The sequence below is a fragment of the Galbibacter sp. PAP.153 genome (genome assembly GCF_037029175.1).
Lineage (GTDB): Bacteria > Bacteroidota > Bacteroidia > Flavobacteriales > Flavobacteriaceae > Galbibacter > Galbibacter pacificus.
Genome location: NZ_JAZEUN010000012.1, coordinates 75,809 through 93,988, shown reverse-complemented (window position 1 = coordinate 93,988; position 18,180 = coordinate 75,809). Strand labels below are relative to the sequence as shown.

Genomic DNA, 18,180 nt, shown 5'->3' with positions numbered 1-18,180 from the left:
TTACCACTAATTTATAACTCTTATAATAAATGAAAATCAAACTATGCATTTTAGCACTGTTCGGGTGTTCTTTATCTTTATTTTCTCAAGAATATTTCCCACAAAACGACGGTGTTAAAACAGAAAACTCCAACTACACTGCATTTAAAAACGCAAAAATTTACGTGACCCCTACCAACATTATTGAAAACGGAGTGCTCCTTGTCCAAAACGGAAAAGTGGCCGCCGTTGGCAGTTCGGTTTCCATTCCCGAAAACAGTGTTACCATCGACCTTAACGGGAAGTCCATTTATCCTTCCTTTATCGATATGTATTCCGATTTTGGAATTTTGGCCCCCAAAGAACCGCAAAAAAGCAATACCCCACAATACGATGCATCACGCGAAGGCTATTATTGGAACGATCATGTAATGCCGGAAAACAGGGCAGTTGAAAAATTTTCTTTTGAAGAAAAAAGAGCCAAAGAATTGCTAGATGCAGGTTTTGGCGTTGTAAACACTCATATTTCCGACGGAATTATAAGGGGTAGCGGAGCATTGATCGCATTGAATGAAAATACTACAAATAGTGAAAGAATTATTGCCGAGGATGCCGCTCAATTCCTTTCATTCGAAAAAAGTAAAGCTTCCCGACAGGCCTATCCGACATCGTTAATGGGGGCCATTGCCCTATTGCGGCAAATGTATTTTGATGCACAATGGTATGAAGCGGGAAATGCAGAGGGAAAAGACCTTTCCCTGGAAGCTTTGATTAAAAACAGACCGCTTCCGCAGATTTTTATTGCAGATGATAAATTAAACGACTTAAGGGCAGACAACCTTGGCGACGAATTTAAATTGAATTACATTATAAAAGGTGGCGGCAACGAATTTGAGCGCATTGATGAAATCGTAGACACCAAGGCCTCTTACATTATCCCGCTAAATTTTCCCGATGCTTACGATGTTACCGACCCCTACATGGCCAACAAAATTTCTTTGGAAGAAATGCTGTTATGGAACCAGGCCCCTACCAACCCAAAAGTATTGGCCGAAAACAATGTAACTTTTGCCATTACCGCAAAAGACAATAAAAAACTAACCGATTTTAAGGCAAACCTCTTAAAAGCAATTGCATACGGTCTCGATAAAACCACGGCCTTGGAAGCCTTAACTACAATCCCCGCTTCCTTACTGAACGAAAGCGATGAAATAGGGACCTTGGAAAAAGGACGTTATGCCAATTTTTTAATTACCTCCGGCGATATTTTTGATAAAGAAACCACACTTTACGAAAACTGGGTTCAAGGCAACAAACATGTTGTAAATAATATGGAAACCATTGATATCCGGGGAGAATATACCTTGAATATCAATAGCGAAAGTTATGCGCTTTCCCTCTCTGGTGAACTTGAAAAAATAAAATCGGAACTTAAAAAGGGGGCCACGAAGATTGCTTCAAATATTACGTACCAGAACGGATGGCTGCACTTATTCTTCAACCCCGAAGGCGATGCCTACAAAGATCAATTCATCAGGCTTTCTTCTTTAATTGCTTCCGAAGGAAATTTAAAAGGTGAAGCGGTACTTACCAACGGAAACACAACAAATTGGACAGCCATCAAAAAAGCTTCACAAGAAAAGGAAAAAGAAACCGAAACGGATGAGATTCCAAAAGTATTTCCCGTTACCTATCCAAATAAGGCCTTTGGTTTAAAAAGCCTGCCCCAACAACAAACCATATTGTTTAAAAATGCCACGGTTTGGACCAGTGAAGATACCGGCATTTTGCAAAACACGGATGTTTTGGTAAAAAATGGAAAAATTGCAAGCATTGGTACAAATTTATCCGCATCGGGCGCAAAAATCGTAGACGCAACCGGGAAACACCTCACCGCAGGGATTATAGACGAGCATTCGCATATTGCGGCCGCCGCAATTAACGAGGCCGGGCATAACAGCTCTGCCGAAGTTACCATTGAAGATGTCGTTAACTCTGAAGACGCGGACATATACAGAAATTTATCAGGGGGCGTCACTACCATTCAAATACTGCACGGATCGGCAAACCCGATTGGCGGACGTTCAGCCATTATAAAACTAAAATGGGGCGAGGACCCAACCGGCCTTTTATACAAAGAACGCAGCAAGTTTATAAAATTTGCCTTGGGCGAAAACGTGAAGCAATCCAATTGGGGAGCTTCGCAGACCATCCGTTTTCCACAGACCCGCATGGGCGTGGAGCAGGTTTTTACCGATTATTTCCAAAGGGCCAAAGAATACAGTGAACAATGGAAAGCATACAATGCGCTTTCTTCTTCTAAAAAATCCAGAACAAAAGCCCCACGCTACGATGTGGAAATGGAAACCTTGGCCGAGATATTAAACAAAGAGCGTTTTATTACCTGCCATTCCTATGTGCAGAGCGAAATAAACATGCTCATGAAAGTAGCCGAGAAATTCGACTTCAACATTAACACTTTCACCCATATTCTGGAAGGCTACAAAGTTGCCGATAAAATGAAAGAACACGGGGTTGGCGGCTCTACCTTTTCTGATTGGTGGGCTTACAAATTTGAGGTAAACGATGCCATTCCCTACAATGCCGCAATTATGCACGATCAGGGAATTACCGTCGCCATCAACTCAGACGATGGCGAAATGTCGCGAAGGCTAAACCAAGAAGCCGCCAAAACTATTAAATACGGCGGTATGAGCGAAGAAGAAGCATGGAAAATGGTTACCATCAACCCTGCAAAGTTATTGCACCTCGATACCCATATTGGAAGTATTAAAGAAGGGAAGGATGCCGATTTGGTTTTATGGAGCGACCATCCGCTTTCGGTGTACGCTATTGCCGAAAAAACAATTATTGAAGGTGCCGTTTATTATGACTATGAGCAAATGCAGGAAGCAGAAACCCTAATCCGACAGGAAAAAAACGAGCTCGTTAATATGATGATACGTGCCAAAAACAACGGGGTAAAAACACAGGCCCCAAAAGTAAAGGAAGACGAAGCGTTCCATTGCAACACACTAATTTATCAATTGAAATAGCCTTAAAATGAAAAAATTAATATATACAGCCTTTTTGATGATAACCCACATCATCTTAGCACAGCAAACACCGGCATCGCCGCAAACATCATCCATCTTGATAACAGGGGCCACAATACATATTGGCAACGGAACCGTGGTAGAAAACGGGGCCGTTGGTTTTAACGATGGAAAAATCACCTACGTGGGAAGTGCCTCTGCTGTTGATAAAAATGAGTTTAGCCAAGTAATAGATGCCGTTGGAAAACATATATATCCCGGCTTTATTGCCTTAAACTCTACATTGGGACTCGTGGAAATTGATGCGGTACGGGCTACCGATGACGAGGACGAAATTGGTTCGCTCCTGCCCCATATCCGGAGTTTAATTGCCTACAATGCCGAGTCTAAAGTGGTGGAAAGCATGCGCCCAAACGGAGTTTTAATGGGGCAGGTCACCCCACGGGGCGGTAGTATCTCCGGAACATCCTCGGTGGTACAATTTGATGCCTGGAACTGGGAAGATGCGGCCATAAAGGTCGATGATGCCGTTCATATGAATTGGCCAAACAGTTTAAAAAGAGGGCGTCCATGGCGGGGCGAGGACCCGGGGTTGAAACCCAACGAAGATTATACCAAAGAAATAGACGGGATAATACACTTTTTAATGGAAGCCAAAGCATATCTGGCGGGAAACCAAAACCCCAGGAATCTGCCTTACGAAGCTACCAAAGGTCTTTTTGACGGCACCCAAAAACTATTTATTCATGTAGACGGAAAACGCGAAATTACCGATGCCGTTAATTTTGCCAAAAAAGCAGGCATTGAAAAAATAGTGGTTGTTGGCGGCGACCAAGCCGATGAAGTCAGCGGTTTATTGGCCTCAAATAATATTCCCGTAGTGGTTAAGCGCCCGCACCGGCTCCCGAGCAGTGATGATGAAAACATCAAACATACCTTCATGCTGGCCTCATTACTAAGCAAAGCGGGCGTATTGTGTAGTATAGACCCGAGCGGGAGCATGGAACGCATGAATACACGGAACCTGCCATTTTATGCCGGATCTTTTGCCGCTTATGGAATGGCCAAGGAACAGGCCGTACAATTGATCACTGAAAATGCCGCTAAAATAGCCGGGGTAGACAAGCTGGTTGGAACTATAGAAACAGGAAAGGACGCTACGTTGTTTATTTCAGAGGGCGATGCACTGGACATGCGGACAAACATTATCAGTAAAGCTTATATTCAGGGAAGGGACATTAGCTTGGAAACCCACCAAACAGAACTGTGGAAACGCTATACCGAAAAATACAGCAAAAAATAGTAATTACCCTAATATGTTCAACCTCATTTTTTGACCTAAACGTATAATACTATGATTATTTTTGGAACAAGGGGCATTAAGTCTACCATTAAATCCGGCGACTTTAACTGCCCCCGATGCGACACAAGCAAACCTTACAGGCACCGTAAGGTCACCAAATTTTTCACGCTTTATTTCATTCCTATAATTCCACTCGGAAGTGCTGGCGAATATGTTGAATGCAACCATTGCAAGGGAACTTTTATCCCCAGGGATTAAGCTATAAGAGCCTACCACACAAAACTGAATGCATGTGACCATCAACCATTTAATGGTTTTAATGATTTTAGCCGATGGAGAAATAGCTAATAGCGAGAAGGAAATAGTATTTAAAATTCTAAACAAATATATATCCATAACAATATAGATATGGGCCAATTGGAGGCGCTTATTGAAGAAATTGAGAACAACCCTGAAAAAATCGACACCTATTTAAAGCAAATTACCCCGTCTTTAAACGAACATGGCAAGGAAAATATTATATAATTTGCTTTTGCAGTTGCGGCGGCCGATGGCCATATCGGTTCATCAGAAATAAATTTAATTAAAGAAATGGCATAAATTATGGAAATGTCGCCAAGCCATTTCAAGGGCATTTTAAGTGAATTGACCCAACCGGACACCAATTTCAGTCAAAATTAACTAAGCGTTTTTATATTTTAGCCAAAGCCCGGTACAAATCGGCAACTATTAAAAAATAGGTGTTTTCCAGTTCTATTTGTGTCACTTTGGCTTTTACCAATTTGTTTTCACGGGTATTAATATAAAATATGGAGCTTTCGCCCAACTCGAAAAGCCTAACCTCTGCATCGAGCATTTGTTTATAATCGGCAATTAGGTCCATGTTCATGCCCATTTGTGATTGATACGACTCTAGCTCGGCATATTTGGACCTCACTTTATTTTGAAGTGTTTGCCTTTGAAACTGCAATCCATATTGAGCATTGTTAAGCTCGGCTTCTGCTATTTTCACTTCTGCCCTTTCCTTTCTCAACAAAATAGGGAACGAAAGCGAAGCCCCAATTTTATAATCGTCCCAATTATAATTATTAAAATAATTTGGTGCTGCTATATAGTTGTAATTGAGCCGCAATTTTGGCAAAAGCTTATTCGCCTTTAACTTGCGGTCCACCTCTTTCATGTCTATTTTAGTACTCAAGGCATTCAATTTTGGATGATTTTCAAGGTTCACCTCGGTGGCCATGGGATTAATGCCCAATACATCCAACATATTATCTTTTAGGTTTTCTTCCGGCACCATTTTTTCCGAAAGTTCCAAAGGGATATCATCCGCTGCCCAAAGATAATTAGAGAGGTGCAGCCGGCTTTTTGTTAATTTAAGTTCGGCCTGGTCCCGTTCAAGCTTGCGCGTTTTAAGTATAATCCCGGATTCTACACTATCTATTGGCGACAGCTCTCCAAGTTCGATAGCCTTTTTTATCCATTGTTGGCGTTCCAATGCATTATGGTAAAACCTTTCGTAAAGCATCACTTTTTCGTACTGCTGCTTCCAGTCCAGATATGCTTCAGATGCTTCAAAAAGTGCATCCATTACTGCCAAGGTCCTTTCGTAATCACCCAATTGCCGGTAAAGCTTTCCCTTTTTAACTTCCGCCATGCGCTCATTGATCCATAGTCCCTGACCAATAGGCACAGAAACCCCAATGCTTGCCAGCCCATCTTCGGGAACGTAATTTTCAGGGTTTAAATATTCCCCCTGATTTCTATCGAAAGCTGCCTTAAACTCTACCCCGTACCAGGTCGGCACTTTAAGGTTGCCGTTGAATAAGTTGTAATATTCTTTATCGTCGAAACGCTTTTTATAAAAATCAGCCGATATTTTTGGGTCGAAATACCCCCTTGCCTTTAATAATTTTGCCTGGGAGGCACTTACAATAAGATTTGCCTGCTTTACCAAAGGATGGTATTTTTTTACAATGCCCAGAAATTCATCATAGGTAAACTCTTCGTTGGCATTTTGAGCCTGTGCAATTCCCGTAAAGCACATAAGCCATAATAAGCCACACCCAATTATATATTTTCTCAGTTTTTGTTGCAAACTAAGTTTACTTGTTTGTTTTTTCTGCATTTGCTTTTGTATTTGCACCCGTTTGGGTCCTGTAAAAGTTGGGCGGGAACCCGTTTAATGTCCGCCATATTTCAAACCAAATAGGAACCGTGTCCAACAAGGCAAGGGTTTGTGTGCCCGCACCAATGCTCAATAGCTTTGGCCAGGGCTTATCACTCGGGTCGGGGGCTATTAATACCCGGTATTTACCATTGGCACTTATAAAATTCTCCTTGGCCACAATAACACCCCCAAAGGTACCGTACGAAACCCCGGGCCAACCGCTAAAAACAATTGTAGGCCATCCATCGAACCATATCCTGACCTTTTCTCCCTTATTTATTAAAGGATAATCCATAGGCTCCACATACGATTCCACGGCAATCTCAAAAGATGCCGGCATAATACTCACTATCGAGGCGCCTTCCTTGACCGTTTCCCCTAAACCCGATTGTAATGCCCGGTTCACATAACCCGTTTGGGGCGCGGTAATATAATACATGCCATTACGGAGCTTGTAATTGGCAAATTGCGACCGGAGTTTGCTTACATTGGATTCGGTATCAAATTGGGTGCTCAATGCCGTTTGGCGGTCGCTGTTTGCCTTGGCCAGTTTTTCCGAATAGGATGCCGACAAACGGGTAAGCTCCATTTCGCTATTGATCAATTCGTTCTGGCTTGCCAAAAACTTATTCTCTTGTGTTATTATCTTGGCCTGCATTTGCTGAAGCTTAACCCTCTTTTCTTCAACATACGTCATAGGCTTTAGGCCTTCTTCGTTTAAATTGAATGCCCGCTGATATTGAGTTTCGGCAATACTTAACTGCGTTTTTATGGCTTCCAGTTCCATACTGTCGCTTTCTACTTTAAGCCTACTTTGTTTTAATTTATTATCGGCCTGTTTAAGTTTAAGTTGTCTTTCCCTTTTAATGGCTTGAATTTGCTCTCCAAGGGCTTCCACCTTGGCCATGTACGATGCAACAGCATTTTCCTTGGCCTTGACCTGGCTTTCGGTATTCTCGATAAGGTTGGGGTCCAAATACTCCGATTTTGTCTCGGAAATGTATAAAATGGTATCGCCCTTTTCTACATAATCCCCTTCCTGCACATACCATTTTTCTATCCTACCGCCAATAATGGCATGCACCGTTTGTGGCCGTTGTCCGGGTTTGAGCGTAGTTACAAAACCGCTTCCGCTTATATTTTGCGTCCACGGCAGGAACAAAACCAAGATCAATGCAATAAACACACCCCAAACAACTTTACGGATGATCTTATAGTGTTTGTTGTCGGCAAAAATCTTCATGGACTTAAACCTGCCAACATCTATATAGTTATGGATTCTATTATCTGAAATATTCAACATAGCTTAATTTTTTAAAGTACCTTGTTCCATATAAAAACTCTTATTGCATTTTGACTTCCAATAAGGGTTCTTTGAAATTACCACCAATGTCCAGGGCTTGTCTTTGGCAGTCATGTAATCAATAATTTCTTTAGCAGAGTCCTTATCTACATTTTCCAAAGGTTCTTCCAGAAAAATCATCCTGGGATCGGAAAGGACACAGCGGACCAATAATATTTTTTCGACGATGGAAGACGAAAGCTGTTTTCCCCCCGAGTGGACCTTTGTGTCCAATCCGTTAGGAAGGGACTTGATATATTCTGCCAGCTTTAAATCTTCCATTACCGACACTATCCTTGCAAGTGAAATATCGGGATTTTTACAGGTGATATTCTCTAAAATAGTCCCTTCAAAAACATTGTCGTTAACGTTTATGGTACTTATGTTAAACCTAAAATCTTCCAAGGAATACTTTTTATAGTTAGTCCCATTGATATATAACATGCCCTCTGTGGGTTCTATTACACGGCTTAAGAGCCTGGCCAGTGTTGTTTTTCCCGATCCGTTGGGCCCTTCGATAAGAATACGGTCGCCTTGTGCTATCTCCATGGAAACGTCCTTGAGCACAAACTGGTCGGAATCGGGAAACTTGTACGACAACCCCCTTGTTTCAATAGCTATGGGCTTTTCGTTTAATTTATACTGCCCTTCTTCCTCTGCATCCAACTCGATATCCATGACCTTTCCTATTTTTTCCAACGATGCCAGCACGTCGTAAAACAACTCTGTGCCCGAAAAAAGTTTTTCAACGGCATTGGTAATATTCAGAATAATAATTTCGGCGGCCACAAACTGACCAATGTTCATTTGCTGATTTAATACCAGCAAACCGCCAATAATAAGCAGTCCTGCCGTCATAAGCACCTTAAACCCGGTAAGTTGTATAAACTGTCTCCTTAAAATATCGAAGTGGCTTTCCCTTCCTTTTAAATAACCGCCAACCAAATCATCATTTTTGTCGAGGGAAAAATTAAAAACCCTTTTGTTTTTGAAGCTCATATGGTTTCTTGCTATTTCCTGCAACCAATGCGCTACCTTGTATTTATAGTTAGACTCCTTCAAACTTGTTGCCACACCCGAAGAAAAGTTTAACCTGAATATTAGGTATAACAACACAATGAGCATCATGCCGAACAGAATGAAAAAAGAATGGTATAGCGATAAAAGGATAATGCCGAAAATAACCTGGAGCGCAGCTCCGGAAATATCCAGCAATAATTTTGAAACGCCCTTTTGGACATTGAGCGTGTCGAAAAAGCGGTTGGCAAGTTCTTCCGGCAAATAAGGGTAAAGCTTGCTGAACTTCATTTTAGGAAACCTATAAGCAAACTCAAAAGAAGACCGCACAAAGATCTTTTGTTGCAAATTTTCCGTTATACGGTATTGCATAATCCTAAAAACCCCGACCATTGCTACCCCCAGAACCACAATAATTACCAGCACTATCCAAGACGTGCTTACCTTTCCCGCCTGAAGGAAATTAACAATGGATTGTATCCCCAAGGGAAGCGACAAACTGATTACCCCGGCAAGGATGGAATACAAAAAAATCTGGTATATATCTTTTTTATCCACTTTCAGCAAGCCTCTAAATCTTTTAAATGGTGTCATAGCAATATTTTATCAAGGGTTTTAATATAAAACGATGCGACTTCCCCATCATGACCGGAAAAATCGGTAATCGCTTTAAAGTGTTGTTTAAAAAAATGCTGGTTAATGGTACCAACAACTATGGATGAAGCCAATGTTTTACTGTATGGATAATCGGGCTTAACTTCAGATATGATATCGGCCAGCAAAAGGTTTATCCTTTTGTAGACCAAAAAGAAACCATCCTTGTTTTCCTTGTCCACTTCCTTGGTGAGAAATGTTTTGGAATACTCGGAAATTATAATCCTGTTAAGTATGGCCTCATCTATATATGCCGTTGTCTCATCGTCCTTTACTTCGGCAGCAACCACTTCAATTACCCTATGCAGTTTTTGCAGGGGGTCGGCAATGTTCTGGATGGAAAACAACATCCTGTATTCTATCCAGGACCAGTACCAGGAAGATAAATACAATAACAATTTGTGCTTGTTCTCAAAATAGCGGTATACCGAACTTTCATTGGATCCTATGCATTGCCCCAACCTTTTAAAGGTGAAGGATTCAAACCCTATCTGGTCGATAAGGATAATGCTATACTTAAGGATTTTCCTCCCTAATTCGGAAGATTCAGGGTCCTTCAGGTATAATTTATCATTAATTGTAAAACGTAAATTTCCAGGAAATTCCATTTAATTTTCAGCATTTTAATATGAAAGCGCACAAAATTAATAGTAACACTATTAACTTATGTATATTTAACGTTAATTAACAGTAAAAAAACGGGATTCTCAAAAGCGGGGTTTTTAATTATTGATGTAAAAAAATAAGGCCGTTATATTTGAAATATCGTAATGTATATTTTATAAAATCATTCATGCCCAATGAAACTCAATGCCAAATAGGAATATTGTTTTCCGGTGATTTTAATTTATTTTTGAAAAAAAATAGCGTTGAAAGAAATTACCAGCACTCAAAACAATCTTGTAAAACAAATTTTACAGCTCAAGGAAAAATCCAAAGAAAGGCGCAAGTCAGGACTTTTTGTTATTGAAGGACAACGGGAACTCAAACTGGCCCTCAAGGGAAATTACAACATACAAACCCTTCTTTTTTTTGCCGATATTTTTTCTGAAGAAAATCTGGACGCTTTAATCAAAAAACTTCCTTCGGTAGAATTTATTAAAATCTCAAAAGAAGTATATCAAAAACTTGCGTATAGGCAAACCACAGAAGGAATTTTGGCCATTGCCCAAAGCAAACCGCATAGCTTAAACAGTTTGGATTTAAAAAACGCAAATCCGTTAATTTTGGTGGCCGAGGCCCCAGAAAAACCCGGAAATATCGGTGCATTGCTCCGCACGGCAGATGCGGCGAATTTGGATGCGGTAATCATTGCCAATCCAAAAAGCGACCTGTACAACCCGAACATCATCCGTTCCAGTGTAGGTTGTGTCTTTACCAATAAAATTGCAACGGGCACGACTTTGGAGATTATTGAATACCTGCAATTAAAAAAAATTGCCATCAACTGTGCCGCCTTGACGGCACCGGTAAATTATAGTACTTTGGATTATACCGTTCCAACCGCCATTGTTGTGGGAACCGAAGCTACCGGACTTAGCGGGGAATGGCTCGATGCTTCCAGCCAGAACATTCTTATCCCCATGCAAGGCGAAATCGATTCCATGAATGTTTCGGTAGCTGCCGCCATCGTTATTTTTGAGGCAAAAAGGCAACGTGGTTTCTTGTAAATCTCAGAAAAAGTCCATGGCCTAAAAAAACAATCCTATTTTTGTAGCATCCAATTATTTAGAAGATGACACCACAAACCATTTTTTATAGCATCATAACAATCCTGCTGCTCGATTTTATCGTTGATAAGATCCTGGATTACCTCAATGCCAAGAATTTCGACCGTCCCGTCCCAAAAGAATTAAACGATGTCTATGACGAGGGCGAATACAAAAAATCGCAGGCTTATAAAAAAACCAATTACAAATTTTCCAATATCAGTTCCCTGTACTCTTTAATGCTTACACTGGCCTTTTTCTTTTTGGACGGGTTTGAATTTGTGGACAAGCTTGCAAGGGGCATCAGCAACAACGAAATAGCCGTGACCCTTATTTTCTTCGGGACCATTCTATTGGCCGGTGATATTTTGACCATACCCTTTTCTTATTACCATACTTTTGTCATCGAAGAAAAGTTTGGCTTCAACAAAATGTCAAAAAAAACATTTTTCCTTGATAAGCTAAAAGGATGGCTGATGATGATCGTCCTGGGCGGCGGGATACTCTCGCTCGTTATATGGTTTTATATGCTGACGGGTGCTGATTTTTGGATATACGCCTGGGCATTGGTGGCTGTTTTTACCGTTTTAATAAATATGTTTTACAGCAACCTTATAGTCCCACTTTTTAACAAGCAAACCCCCTTACAAGATGGGAGCCTACGGTCAAAAATAGAAGCATATGCCCAAAAGGTCGGGTTTGAGCTGGACAATGTTTTTGTGATAGACGGCTCAAAGCGCTCTACCAAGGCAAATGCTTACTTTTCGGGGTTTGGCAAACAAAAAAGGATAACCCTGTTCGACACTCTTATAAAAGATTTGGAGGAGGATGAAATTGTAGCGGTGCTCGCACACGAAGTGGGGCATTACAAGCGCAGGCATATTATTTTCAACATTACCGCATCGGTCGTATTAACCGGTTTGACCTTGTACCTCCTTTCCCTTTTCATCAACATTCCCGAACTCTCCTTGGCCATTGGCGTTAAACAGCCCAGTTTTCATGCAGGTTTGATTGCCTTTGGTATTTTGTACAGCCCCATTTCGGAAATTACGGGACTTATCATGAACTATTTTTCCAGAAAATTTGAATACCAGGCCGACGATTATGCAAAAGAAACCTATGCTCCATTACCGCTGATCACATCCCTTAAAAAGCTGTCCAAAAACAGTTTGAGCAATCTAACCCCGCATCCGGCGTATGTATTTGTGCATTATTCGCACCCTACATTACTGGAAAGGTTTAAAAATTTGAGCGCACAACATTAATATATAGTGTATTCTCATACCTTAGAAGCGCCCTTTTCTGTAAATAAACTTGTTAACATCTCCATGAGAATAGGGCATGGAATTTGTTGTTAAATAATAAAGATTATAGTATTTTTAGTATATGAGGGTATTGGACATAGAAAAAGAAAACAAGCAGATCGCCAGGCAATACAAGGAATTGTTGCGCATAAGTTACCAAACACTTTCTGATGAAGACAAAAAATTGATCAGGTTGGCGTTTGATACGGCCGTTGATGCACATAAGGACCAACGGAGAAAAAGCGGCGAAGCTTATATTTTCCACCCAATTGCGGTTGCAAAAATAGTGGCACAGCAAATAGGGCTGGATGCAACTGCCATTGCGGCAGCTTTGTTGCACGATGTGGTGGAAGACACTTCGTATACGCTCGAAGATATGGAACGCCTGTTTGGTGAAACCGTGGCCAGGATCGTAGACGGCCTTACCAAGATTTCACAAATGACGTCCGAACAGGACATTTCCCTTCAGGCCGAAAATTTCAGGAAAATGCTGCTTACCCTAAACGACGATGTCAGGGTAATACTCATAAAAATTGCCGACCGCCTGCACAATATGCAGACCATGGACTCCATGGCCGATCATAAGCAGGTAAAAATTGCATCGGAAACACTGTACATTTATGCCCCGCTCGCCCATAGGATTGGGCTTTATAACATAAAAACCGAACTGGAAGACCTTGGTTTAAAATATACCGAGCCAAATGTCTACAACGACATCTTGAGCAAAATGGAAGAAAGCAAGGAAGACCAGGAAGCCTACATAAGTTCATTTAGCAATGTTATCAAGGAAAGCCTTGATGATGAAGGGCTGAATTATGTGATCAAAGGACGGCCAAAATCCATTTTTTCCATCCGCCGGAAAATGAAGGCCCAAAACGTGGGCTTCGATGAAGTATACGACAAGTTTGCCATCCGTATTATCTACAAAAGCGACCGCGAAAACGAAAAGTTTCTCGCCTGGAAGATATATTCCATCGTCACAGACCACTTTAGGCCCAACCCGACGCGTTTGCGCGACTGGATCTCTTCCCCAAAAACTACCGGGTACGAAGCACTGCACATTACCGTGATCGGTCCCAAGGGCCGTTGGGTGGAAGTGCAGATACGAAGTGAGCGCATGCACGAAATTGCAGAAAAGGGATATGCGGCCCACTTTAAATACAAGCACGGCGACCAAAAAGAACAGGGAATTGAAATTTGGCTCAACCGCCTGCAGGAAGCCTTGGAAAACGCCGAAGGAAATGCAGTGGATTTTGTTGAGGAATTTAAACTGAACCTCTATTCGCAGGAAATTTTTGTTTTTACCCCAAAAGGCGAATTAAAATCATTGCCAAAAGGGGCCTCCCCACTGGATTTTGCCTTTAATATCCATACGGAAGTAGGCCTGAAAACACGTGGGGCAAAAGTAAACGGTAAGTTGGTCCCGCTCAGCAAAGAATTAAAGAGCGGCGATCAGGTAGAGATCATTACTTCCGAGAGTTCAAAACCAAATGCCAACTGGTTGGATTATGCCACAACGGCCAGGGCCAGGGCCAAAATAAAATCTTCCCTGAAAGAAGAGAAGAAAAAAATTGCCGAAGAAGGCAAGGAAATCCTCCGTCGAAAATTAAAGCAGCTTAAAATTACCCTTAACGAAAAAGTGGTAAACGATCTGGTGGTCTATTTTAAACTGAAAACCAGCTTGGATTTATTCTACCGCATCGGGATCAGCACCATAGACAACCAGATGCTAAAGGATTTTGCCGCCTCGCGAAACAATACCTTCATTAATTTCTTTAAAAATAAAATGCGCAAGCCCGCATCTTCCGAAGAAATTAACAAAGAAGAAATTACCACCAATTACGACCAGCTTGTTTTTGGCAAGGAGGAGGAAAAACTGGACTATAAATTTTCCAATTGTTGCAGCCCCATCCCCGGAGATGAAGTTTTTGGTTTCATTACGGTAAACGAAGGCATCAAGGTGCACAAGAAAAACTGTCCCAACGCCATTACGCTCCAGTCCAATTATGCATACCGGATTATTCCCGCAAAATGGATCGATTCGACACAACAGGAGTTCACGGCCATTATTAAATTGGACGGGATAGACAATTTAGGGCTGGTAAGCAACGTTACCAAGGTAATTTCCAACAACATGCACGTAAACATGAAAAACATCAACTTTGAAACCGAAGGCGGTGTTTTTTCCGGAAAAATTACCGTGGAAGTTAAAAATAAAACCATCTTAAAAAAATTGTTAGAAAACTTGAAAAAAATTAATGGTATCGATAAAGTAAGACGAATTTAATTTTAAATACTACATTTGTAATCTAATTCGTAGAATTGATCATGGCGAACGACAAAAACCAGGAAATCGTTAAAAACGTGTTCACCAAATTCTTGGAAGAACACAAGCACAGGAAAACTCCTGAACGGTATGCTATACTGCAAGAAATATACGATAACAAGGAACATTTCGATATAGAATCGCTCTATATAAAAATGAAGAACAAGAACTATCGTGTAAGCCGTGCTACGCTTTATAATACCATAGAACTTCTCTTGGAATGCGGACTGGTCAGAAAACACCAATTCGGTCAAAATCAGGCCCATTACGAAAAATCGTATTTTGATAAACAGCACGACCATGTTATTTTAACGGATACCGGGGAGGTAATGGAGTTTTGCGATCCAAGGATACAGAACATCAAAAAAACGATCGAAGAAGTTTTCGACATAAAAATTCAAAATCATTCGTTGTACTTTTACGGTACCAAGAACGAAAAAAGCTAATCATCTTATTTAATTACAATGGCAGTAGATTTACTACTAGGTTTACAATGGGGAGACGAAGGAAAAGGTAAAATCGTAGATGTCCTCACCAAAGATTATGATATTATTGCACGTTTCCAAGGCGGTCCAAATGCAGGCCATACACTTGAATTCGACGGCATCAAACACGTATTGAGAACAATTCCCTCTGGTATTTTTCATGAGAACTCCATCAATGTAATCGGCAACGGCGTTGTAATAGACCCTGTAGTTTTTGTTAAAGAACTGGAAGGTTTACACCAATTTGGCATTGATTATAAAAAGAAACTGATCCTATCGCGAAAAGCACATTTAATATTGCCAACCCACCGCTTGCTGGATGCCGCTTCGGAAGCCTCCAAAGGAAAGGCTAAAATTGGTTCCACCCTAAAGGGGATCGGTCCTACATATATGGACAAGACCGGCAGGAACGGATTGCGTATCGGCGATCTGGAGCTGGACGATTTTAAAGAACGCTACAGGGCACTGGCAGACAAGCACGAGGCCATGATCAATTTTTACAACGTTGATGTACAATACGATTTGGAAGAACTTGAAAAAGAATTTTTTGAATCGGTTGCCACACTTAAGGAACTTACCTTTATCGACAGTGAGGAATTTTTAAACCAGTCGCTTAAAAACAATAAGACCATTTTGGCCGAAGGCGCACAGGGCTCCTTACTGGACATCGATTTTGGCACCTATCCCTTTGTAACCTCTTCCAACACGACCGCCGCGGGCGCCTGTACCGGACTTGGCGTGGCCCCGAACAAGATCGGTGAAGTATTTGGTATTTTTAAGGCGTATACCACCCGCGTGGGAAGCGGTCCCTTCCCCACTGAACTATTCGATGGTGATGGTGAGAAAATGGCCAAAATAGGAAACGAGTTCGGTGCCGTAACCGGAAGGCCCAGACGCTGTGGATGGCTGGATCTGGTAGCCTTAAAGTATGCCGTTCAGGTAAATGGGGTTACGCAGCTCATGATGATGAAGGCCGACGTTTTAAGCGGGTTTAAAACATTAAAAATATGCACTGCCTACAAATACAAGGGGGAGACCATTCAACACCTGCCCTATAATATAGAAGAAGAAAACGTAACGCCTATCTATACCGAAATAAAAGGCTGGGACAAGGACCTGACCCAATTGGATGCAGCCGGTCAATTTCCGAAAGCATTAAACGACTATATTGAATTTTTGGAAAAAGAACTGAACGTGCCCATAAAAATTGTTTCAGTGGGACCGGACAGAACACAAACGATCCACAGATAAATAATTAGAAAGAACATAGAAAAACAAATTGTTTTTCAACCAAAAAAAACAAAGCCGATCTATGATCGGCTTTGATGTTAATGGTTAGCTAATAAAATAAATTTATAAAGATCCACAAACATTTTTAGTGTATATCCCACCATAACTTGGTGTGCAAATTATCTGGACCTTGAAACGATATCATATCAGCATAATTGGCAGCATTATTATCTGCAATAGAGGCATCATATGCATGCCTTACGGGAATCCTCGGGTCATTTGCATAGGAGGAGGGTACCAAAGCAGGCGCATCCAACCTTCGCCATTCGGCCCAGGCCTCGGGGCCGTTCAAATATAATGCCACCCATTTTTCATAAGCAATGTCCTCGATCCCCCCATAAGGATGTGCCGCGATATATTCTGTAATATCTTCAGTGGCAACCCCCCAATATTCCATAGAAGCGGTAACGGCCTCTTCATATAAGGTAGCGGCATCACTTCCACCAACATCCCAACCATTTGCGGCCGCTTCGGCCATGGCAAATTTTATTTGAGCTGCCGTATAGATTGGTGAAGGATAATCCGGTGTGTAAATAATTTCATTGTTAATAAAAGAATAGCTGGGAACATTCCCGTTTACATTTCCATTGGGGGCGCCAACATATCCAGCATCAATGGCATCAGGAAAGTTTGTTACGGTCGAAACACTATCTCTTGCCGGGGCGGCATATTCAAACAGTCTGGGATCTAAATTTTCCCTAAGTGATTCTACCATGGTCCGGGAAAGGATGTAATCCTCCCTTGTCCTGAAGTTATCCATCCACGGGCTATCACTGGCATCATCGGTACCGTAATGGTACTCAATGTTATCATCATTAGAAGTTACCAAAAGACCGGAAGCCGCTGCTTCTTCAAATTTTGTTTTTGCCAGGGAAGGGTTTACATGAGAAATCCTCAATGCCATTGTCATTTTTAAATTATTGGCAAAGGCCTCCCACCTGTCCATATCGCCATCAAATAAAATATCGCCACTAGGTCCCGAAGCACTATGGTCTATTAAGGATAATACGTCTTCAATTTCTGCAAACATAAAATCGTAAAGGCTTTCCTGCGTATCAAATTTTGGTTGCGGGTTTTCTATTCCCATAAACGCTTCGGACCAAGGGAGTGCCCCCCAACGATCTGTCATATATTGCAGAAAATAGGCCCTAATGGTTTTGGCTGTTGCAATTTGGTTTGCATTTGCACCGTAAATGGCATAATCTTCGGCAATTTCCGGATTGCTGTTGATGGCTATAATTTCATTTAAATCCTGTAACGGCCCCGTATACCAGCTGTCGTAACTATAGGTTAGCCCAGAATATCTTGATGAACCCGGGTATTGCCCTTCGGTAATGTGCTGCATATACAATATGGGTGTTTCATCGACTACAATATCCGGGATGCTCGATAAGGCATTGGTAAGCAATTGCGAGGTCACCGCGTCGGTCGGCCCGTTGGGGTTATCATTGGTATCGTCATAATCAATAGTATTACACGAACTGCACAATACAGTTATACATGCCACTATTTTTATATGTTTTATTATCGTATTCATCATCATTA

At 41.4% G+C, this 18,180-nt stretch carries 13 protein-coding genes; 7 read left to right on the top strand and 6 right to left on the bottom strand.

The window, feature by feature from the left end; genetic code table 11:
* Window positions 1-29 precede the first annotated feature (29 nt).
* Both UXI14_RS09470 and UXI14_RS09465 read left to right on the top strand, forming a co-directional pair.
* Window positions 30-3,035, top strand: a complete 3,006-nt coding sequence (locus tag UXI14_RS09470; protein WP_335965940.1) for an amidohydrolase family protein — start codon at window positions 30-32, stop codon at window positions 3,033-3,035.
* A 7-nt stretch (window positions 3,036-3,042) separates the two neighbouring features.
* The gene (locus tag UXI14_RS09465; RefSeq protein WP_335965939.1) at window positions 3,043-4,338 is read left to right on the top strand and encodes an amidohydrolase family protein; all 1,296 of its coding nucleotides are present in this window, start codon (window positions 3,043-3,045) and stop codon (window positions 4,336-4,338) included.
* Between the two features lie 3 nt (window positions 4,339-4,341).
* Here the strand turns inward: UXI14_RS09465 and UXI14_RS09460 are convergent, their stop codons facing one another.
* The 5 genes from UXI14_RS09460 to UXI14_RS09440 form a co-directional block, all read right to left on the bottom strand.
* Entirely contained in the window at window positions 4,342-4,734 is a 393-nt protein-coding gene (locus UXI14_RS09460; protein ID WP_335965938.1) for a hypothetical protein, read from the bottom strand.
* 295 nt (window positions 4,735-5,029) lie between these two features.
* Complete coding sequence (locus tag UXI14_RS09455; protein WP_335965937.1) at window positions 5,030-6,466, bottom strand: TolC family protein; 1,437 nt, start codon at window positions 6,464-6,466, stop codon at window positions 5,030-5,032.
* Entirely contained in the window at window positions 6,444-7,811 is a 1,368-nt protein-coding gene (locus tag UXI14_RS09450) for a biotin/lipoyl-binding protein (RefSeq protein WP_335965936.1), read from the bottom strand. The genes UXI14_RS09455 and UXI14_RS09450 overlap by 23 nt, the downstream gene beginning before the upstream one ends.
* Before the next feature lie 3 nt (window positions 7,812-7,814).
* Window positions 7,815-9,461 (bottom strand): ATP-binding cassette domain-containing protein, encoded by a 1,647-nt coding sequence (locus tag UXI14_RS09445; RefSeq protein WP_277898559.1) that lies wholly within the window; start codon window positions 9,459-9,461, stop codon window positions 7,815-7,817.
* Entirely contained in the window at window positions 9,458-10,129 is a 672-nt protein-coding gene (locus UXI14_RS09440) for a TetR/AcrR family transcriptional regulator (RefSeq protein WP_335965935.1), read from the bottom strand. Before UXI14_RS09440 ends, UXI14_RS09445 begins: the two co-directional genes overlap by 4 nt.
* A gap of 261 nt (window positions 10,130-10,390) precedes the next feature.
* Here UXI14_RS09440 and UXI14_RS09435 point away from each other — a divergent pair, with 261 nt between their 5' ends.
* From UXI14_RS09435 to UXI14_RS09415, 5 genes are all read left to right on the top strand, one after another.
* Window positions 10,391-11,191: an RNA methyltransferase gene (locus tag UXI14_RS09435; RefSeq protein ID WP_335965934.1), complete on the top strand. Its 801-nt coding sequence runs from the start codon at window positions 10,391-10,393 to the stop codon at window positions 11,189-11,191.
* Between the two features lie 65 nt (window positions 11,192-11,256).
* Entirely contained in the window at window positions 11,257-12,495 is a 1,239-nt protein-coding gene (locus UXI14_RS09430) for a M48 family metallopeptidase (RefSeq protein ID WP_335965933.1), read from the top strand.
* 121 nt (window positions 12,496-12,616) lie between these two features.
* Window positions 12,617-14,821, top strand: coding sequence for a RelA/SpoT family protein (locus UXI14_RS09425; RefSeq protein WP_277898555.1), 2,205 nt, complete (start codon window positions 12,617-12,619; stop codon window positions 14,819-14,821).
* 41 nt (window positions 14,822-14,862) lie between these two features.
* Complete coding sequence (locus UXI14_RS09420) at window positions 14,863-15,306, top strand: transcriptional repressor (RefSeq protein ID WP_277898554.1); 444 nt, start codon at window positions 14,863-14,865, stop codon at window positions 15,304-15,306.
* 18 nt (window positions 15,307-15,324) lie between these two features.
* Window positions 15,325-16,596 carry an adenylosuccinate synthase gene (locus tag UXI14_RS09415; RefSeq protein WP_335965932.1) on the top strand — a complete coding sequence of 424 codons (1,272 nt, stop codon included), beginning with the start codon at window positions 15,325-15,327 and terminating at the stop codon, window positions 16,594-16,596.
* Between the two features lie 124 nt (window positions 16,597-16,720).
* On the opposite strand, the gene UXI14_RS09410 is transcribed toward UXI14_RS09415, so the two are convergent.
* Complete coding sequence (locus UXI14_RS09410) at window positions 16,721-18,172, bottom strand: SusD/RagB family nutrient-binding outer membrane lipoprotein (protein WP_335965931.1); 1,452 nt, start codon at window positions 18,170-18,172, stop codon at window positions 16,721-16,723.
* Between the last annotated feature and the right edge of the window lie 8 nt (window positions 18,173-18,180).

Coding starts and splice junctions, on each gene's coding strand:
- UXI14_RS09470 (WP_335965940.1), top strand. CDS start 30: ATGAAAATCAAACTATGCATTTTAGCACTGTTCGGGTGTTCTTTATCT.
- UXI14_RS09465 (WP_335965939.1), top strand. CDS start 3,043: ATGAAAAAATTAATATATACAGCCTTTTTGATGATAACCCACATCATC.
- UXI14_RS09460 (WP_335965938.1), bottom strand. CDS start 4,734: ATGGATATATATTTGTTTAGAATTTTAAATACTATTTCCTTCTCGCTA.
- UXI14_RS09455 (WP_335965937.1), bottom strand. CDS start 6,466: ATGCAGAAAAAACAAACAAGTAAACTTAGTTTGCAACAAAAACTGAGA.
- UXI14_RS09450 (WP_335965936.1), bottom strand. CDS start 7,811: ATGTTGAATATTTCAGATAATAGAATCCATAACTATATAGATGTTGGC.
- UXI14_RS09445 (WP_277898559.1), bottom strand. CDS start 9,461: ATGACACCATTTAAAAGATTTAGAGGCTTGCTGAAAGTGGATAAAAAA.
- UXI14_RS09440 (WP_335965935.1), bottom strand. CDS start 10,129: ATGGAATTTCCTGGAAATTTACGTTTTACAATTAATGATAAATTATAC.
- UXI14_RS09430 (WP_335965933.1), top strand. CDS start 11,257: ATGACACCACAAACCATTTTTTATAGCATCATAACAATCCTGCTGCTC.
- UXI14_RS09425 (WP_277898555.1), top strand. CDS start 12,617: ATGAGGGTATTGGACATAGAAAAAGAAAACAAGCAGATCGCCAGGCAA.
- UXI14_RS09420 (WP_277898554.1), top strand. CDS start 14,863: ATGGCGAACGACAAAAACCAGGAAATCGTTAAAAACGTGTTCACCAAA.
- UXI14_RS09415 (WP_335965932.1), top strand. CDS start 15,325: ATGGCAGTAGATTTACTACTAGGTTTACAATGGGGAGACGAAGGAAAA.
- UXI14_RS09410 (WP_335965931.1), bottom strand. CDS start 18,172: ATGAATACGATAATAAAACATATAAAAATAGTGGCATGTATAACTGTA.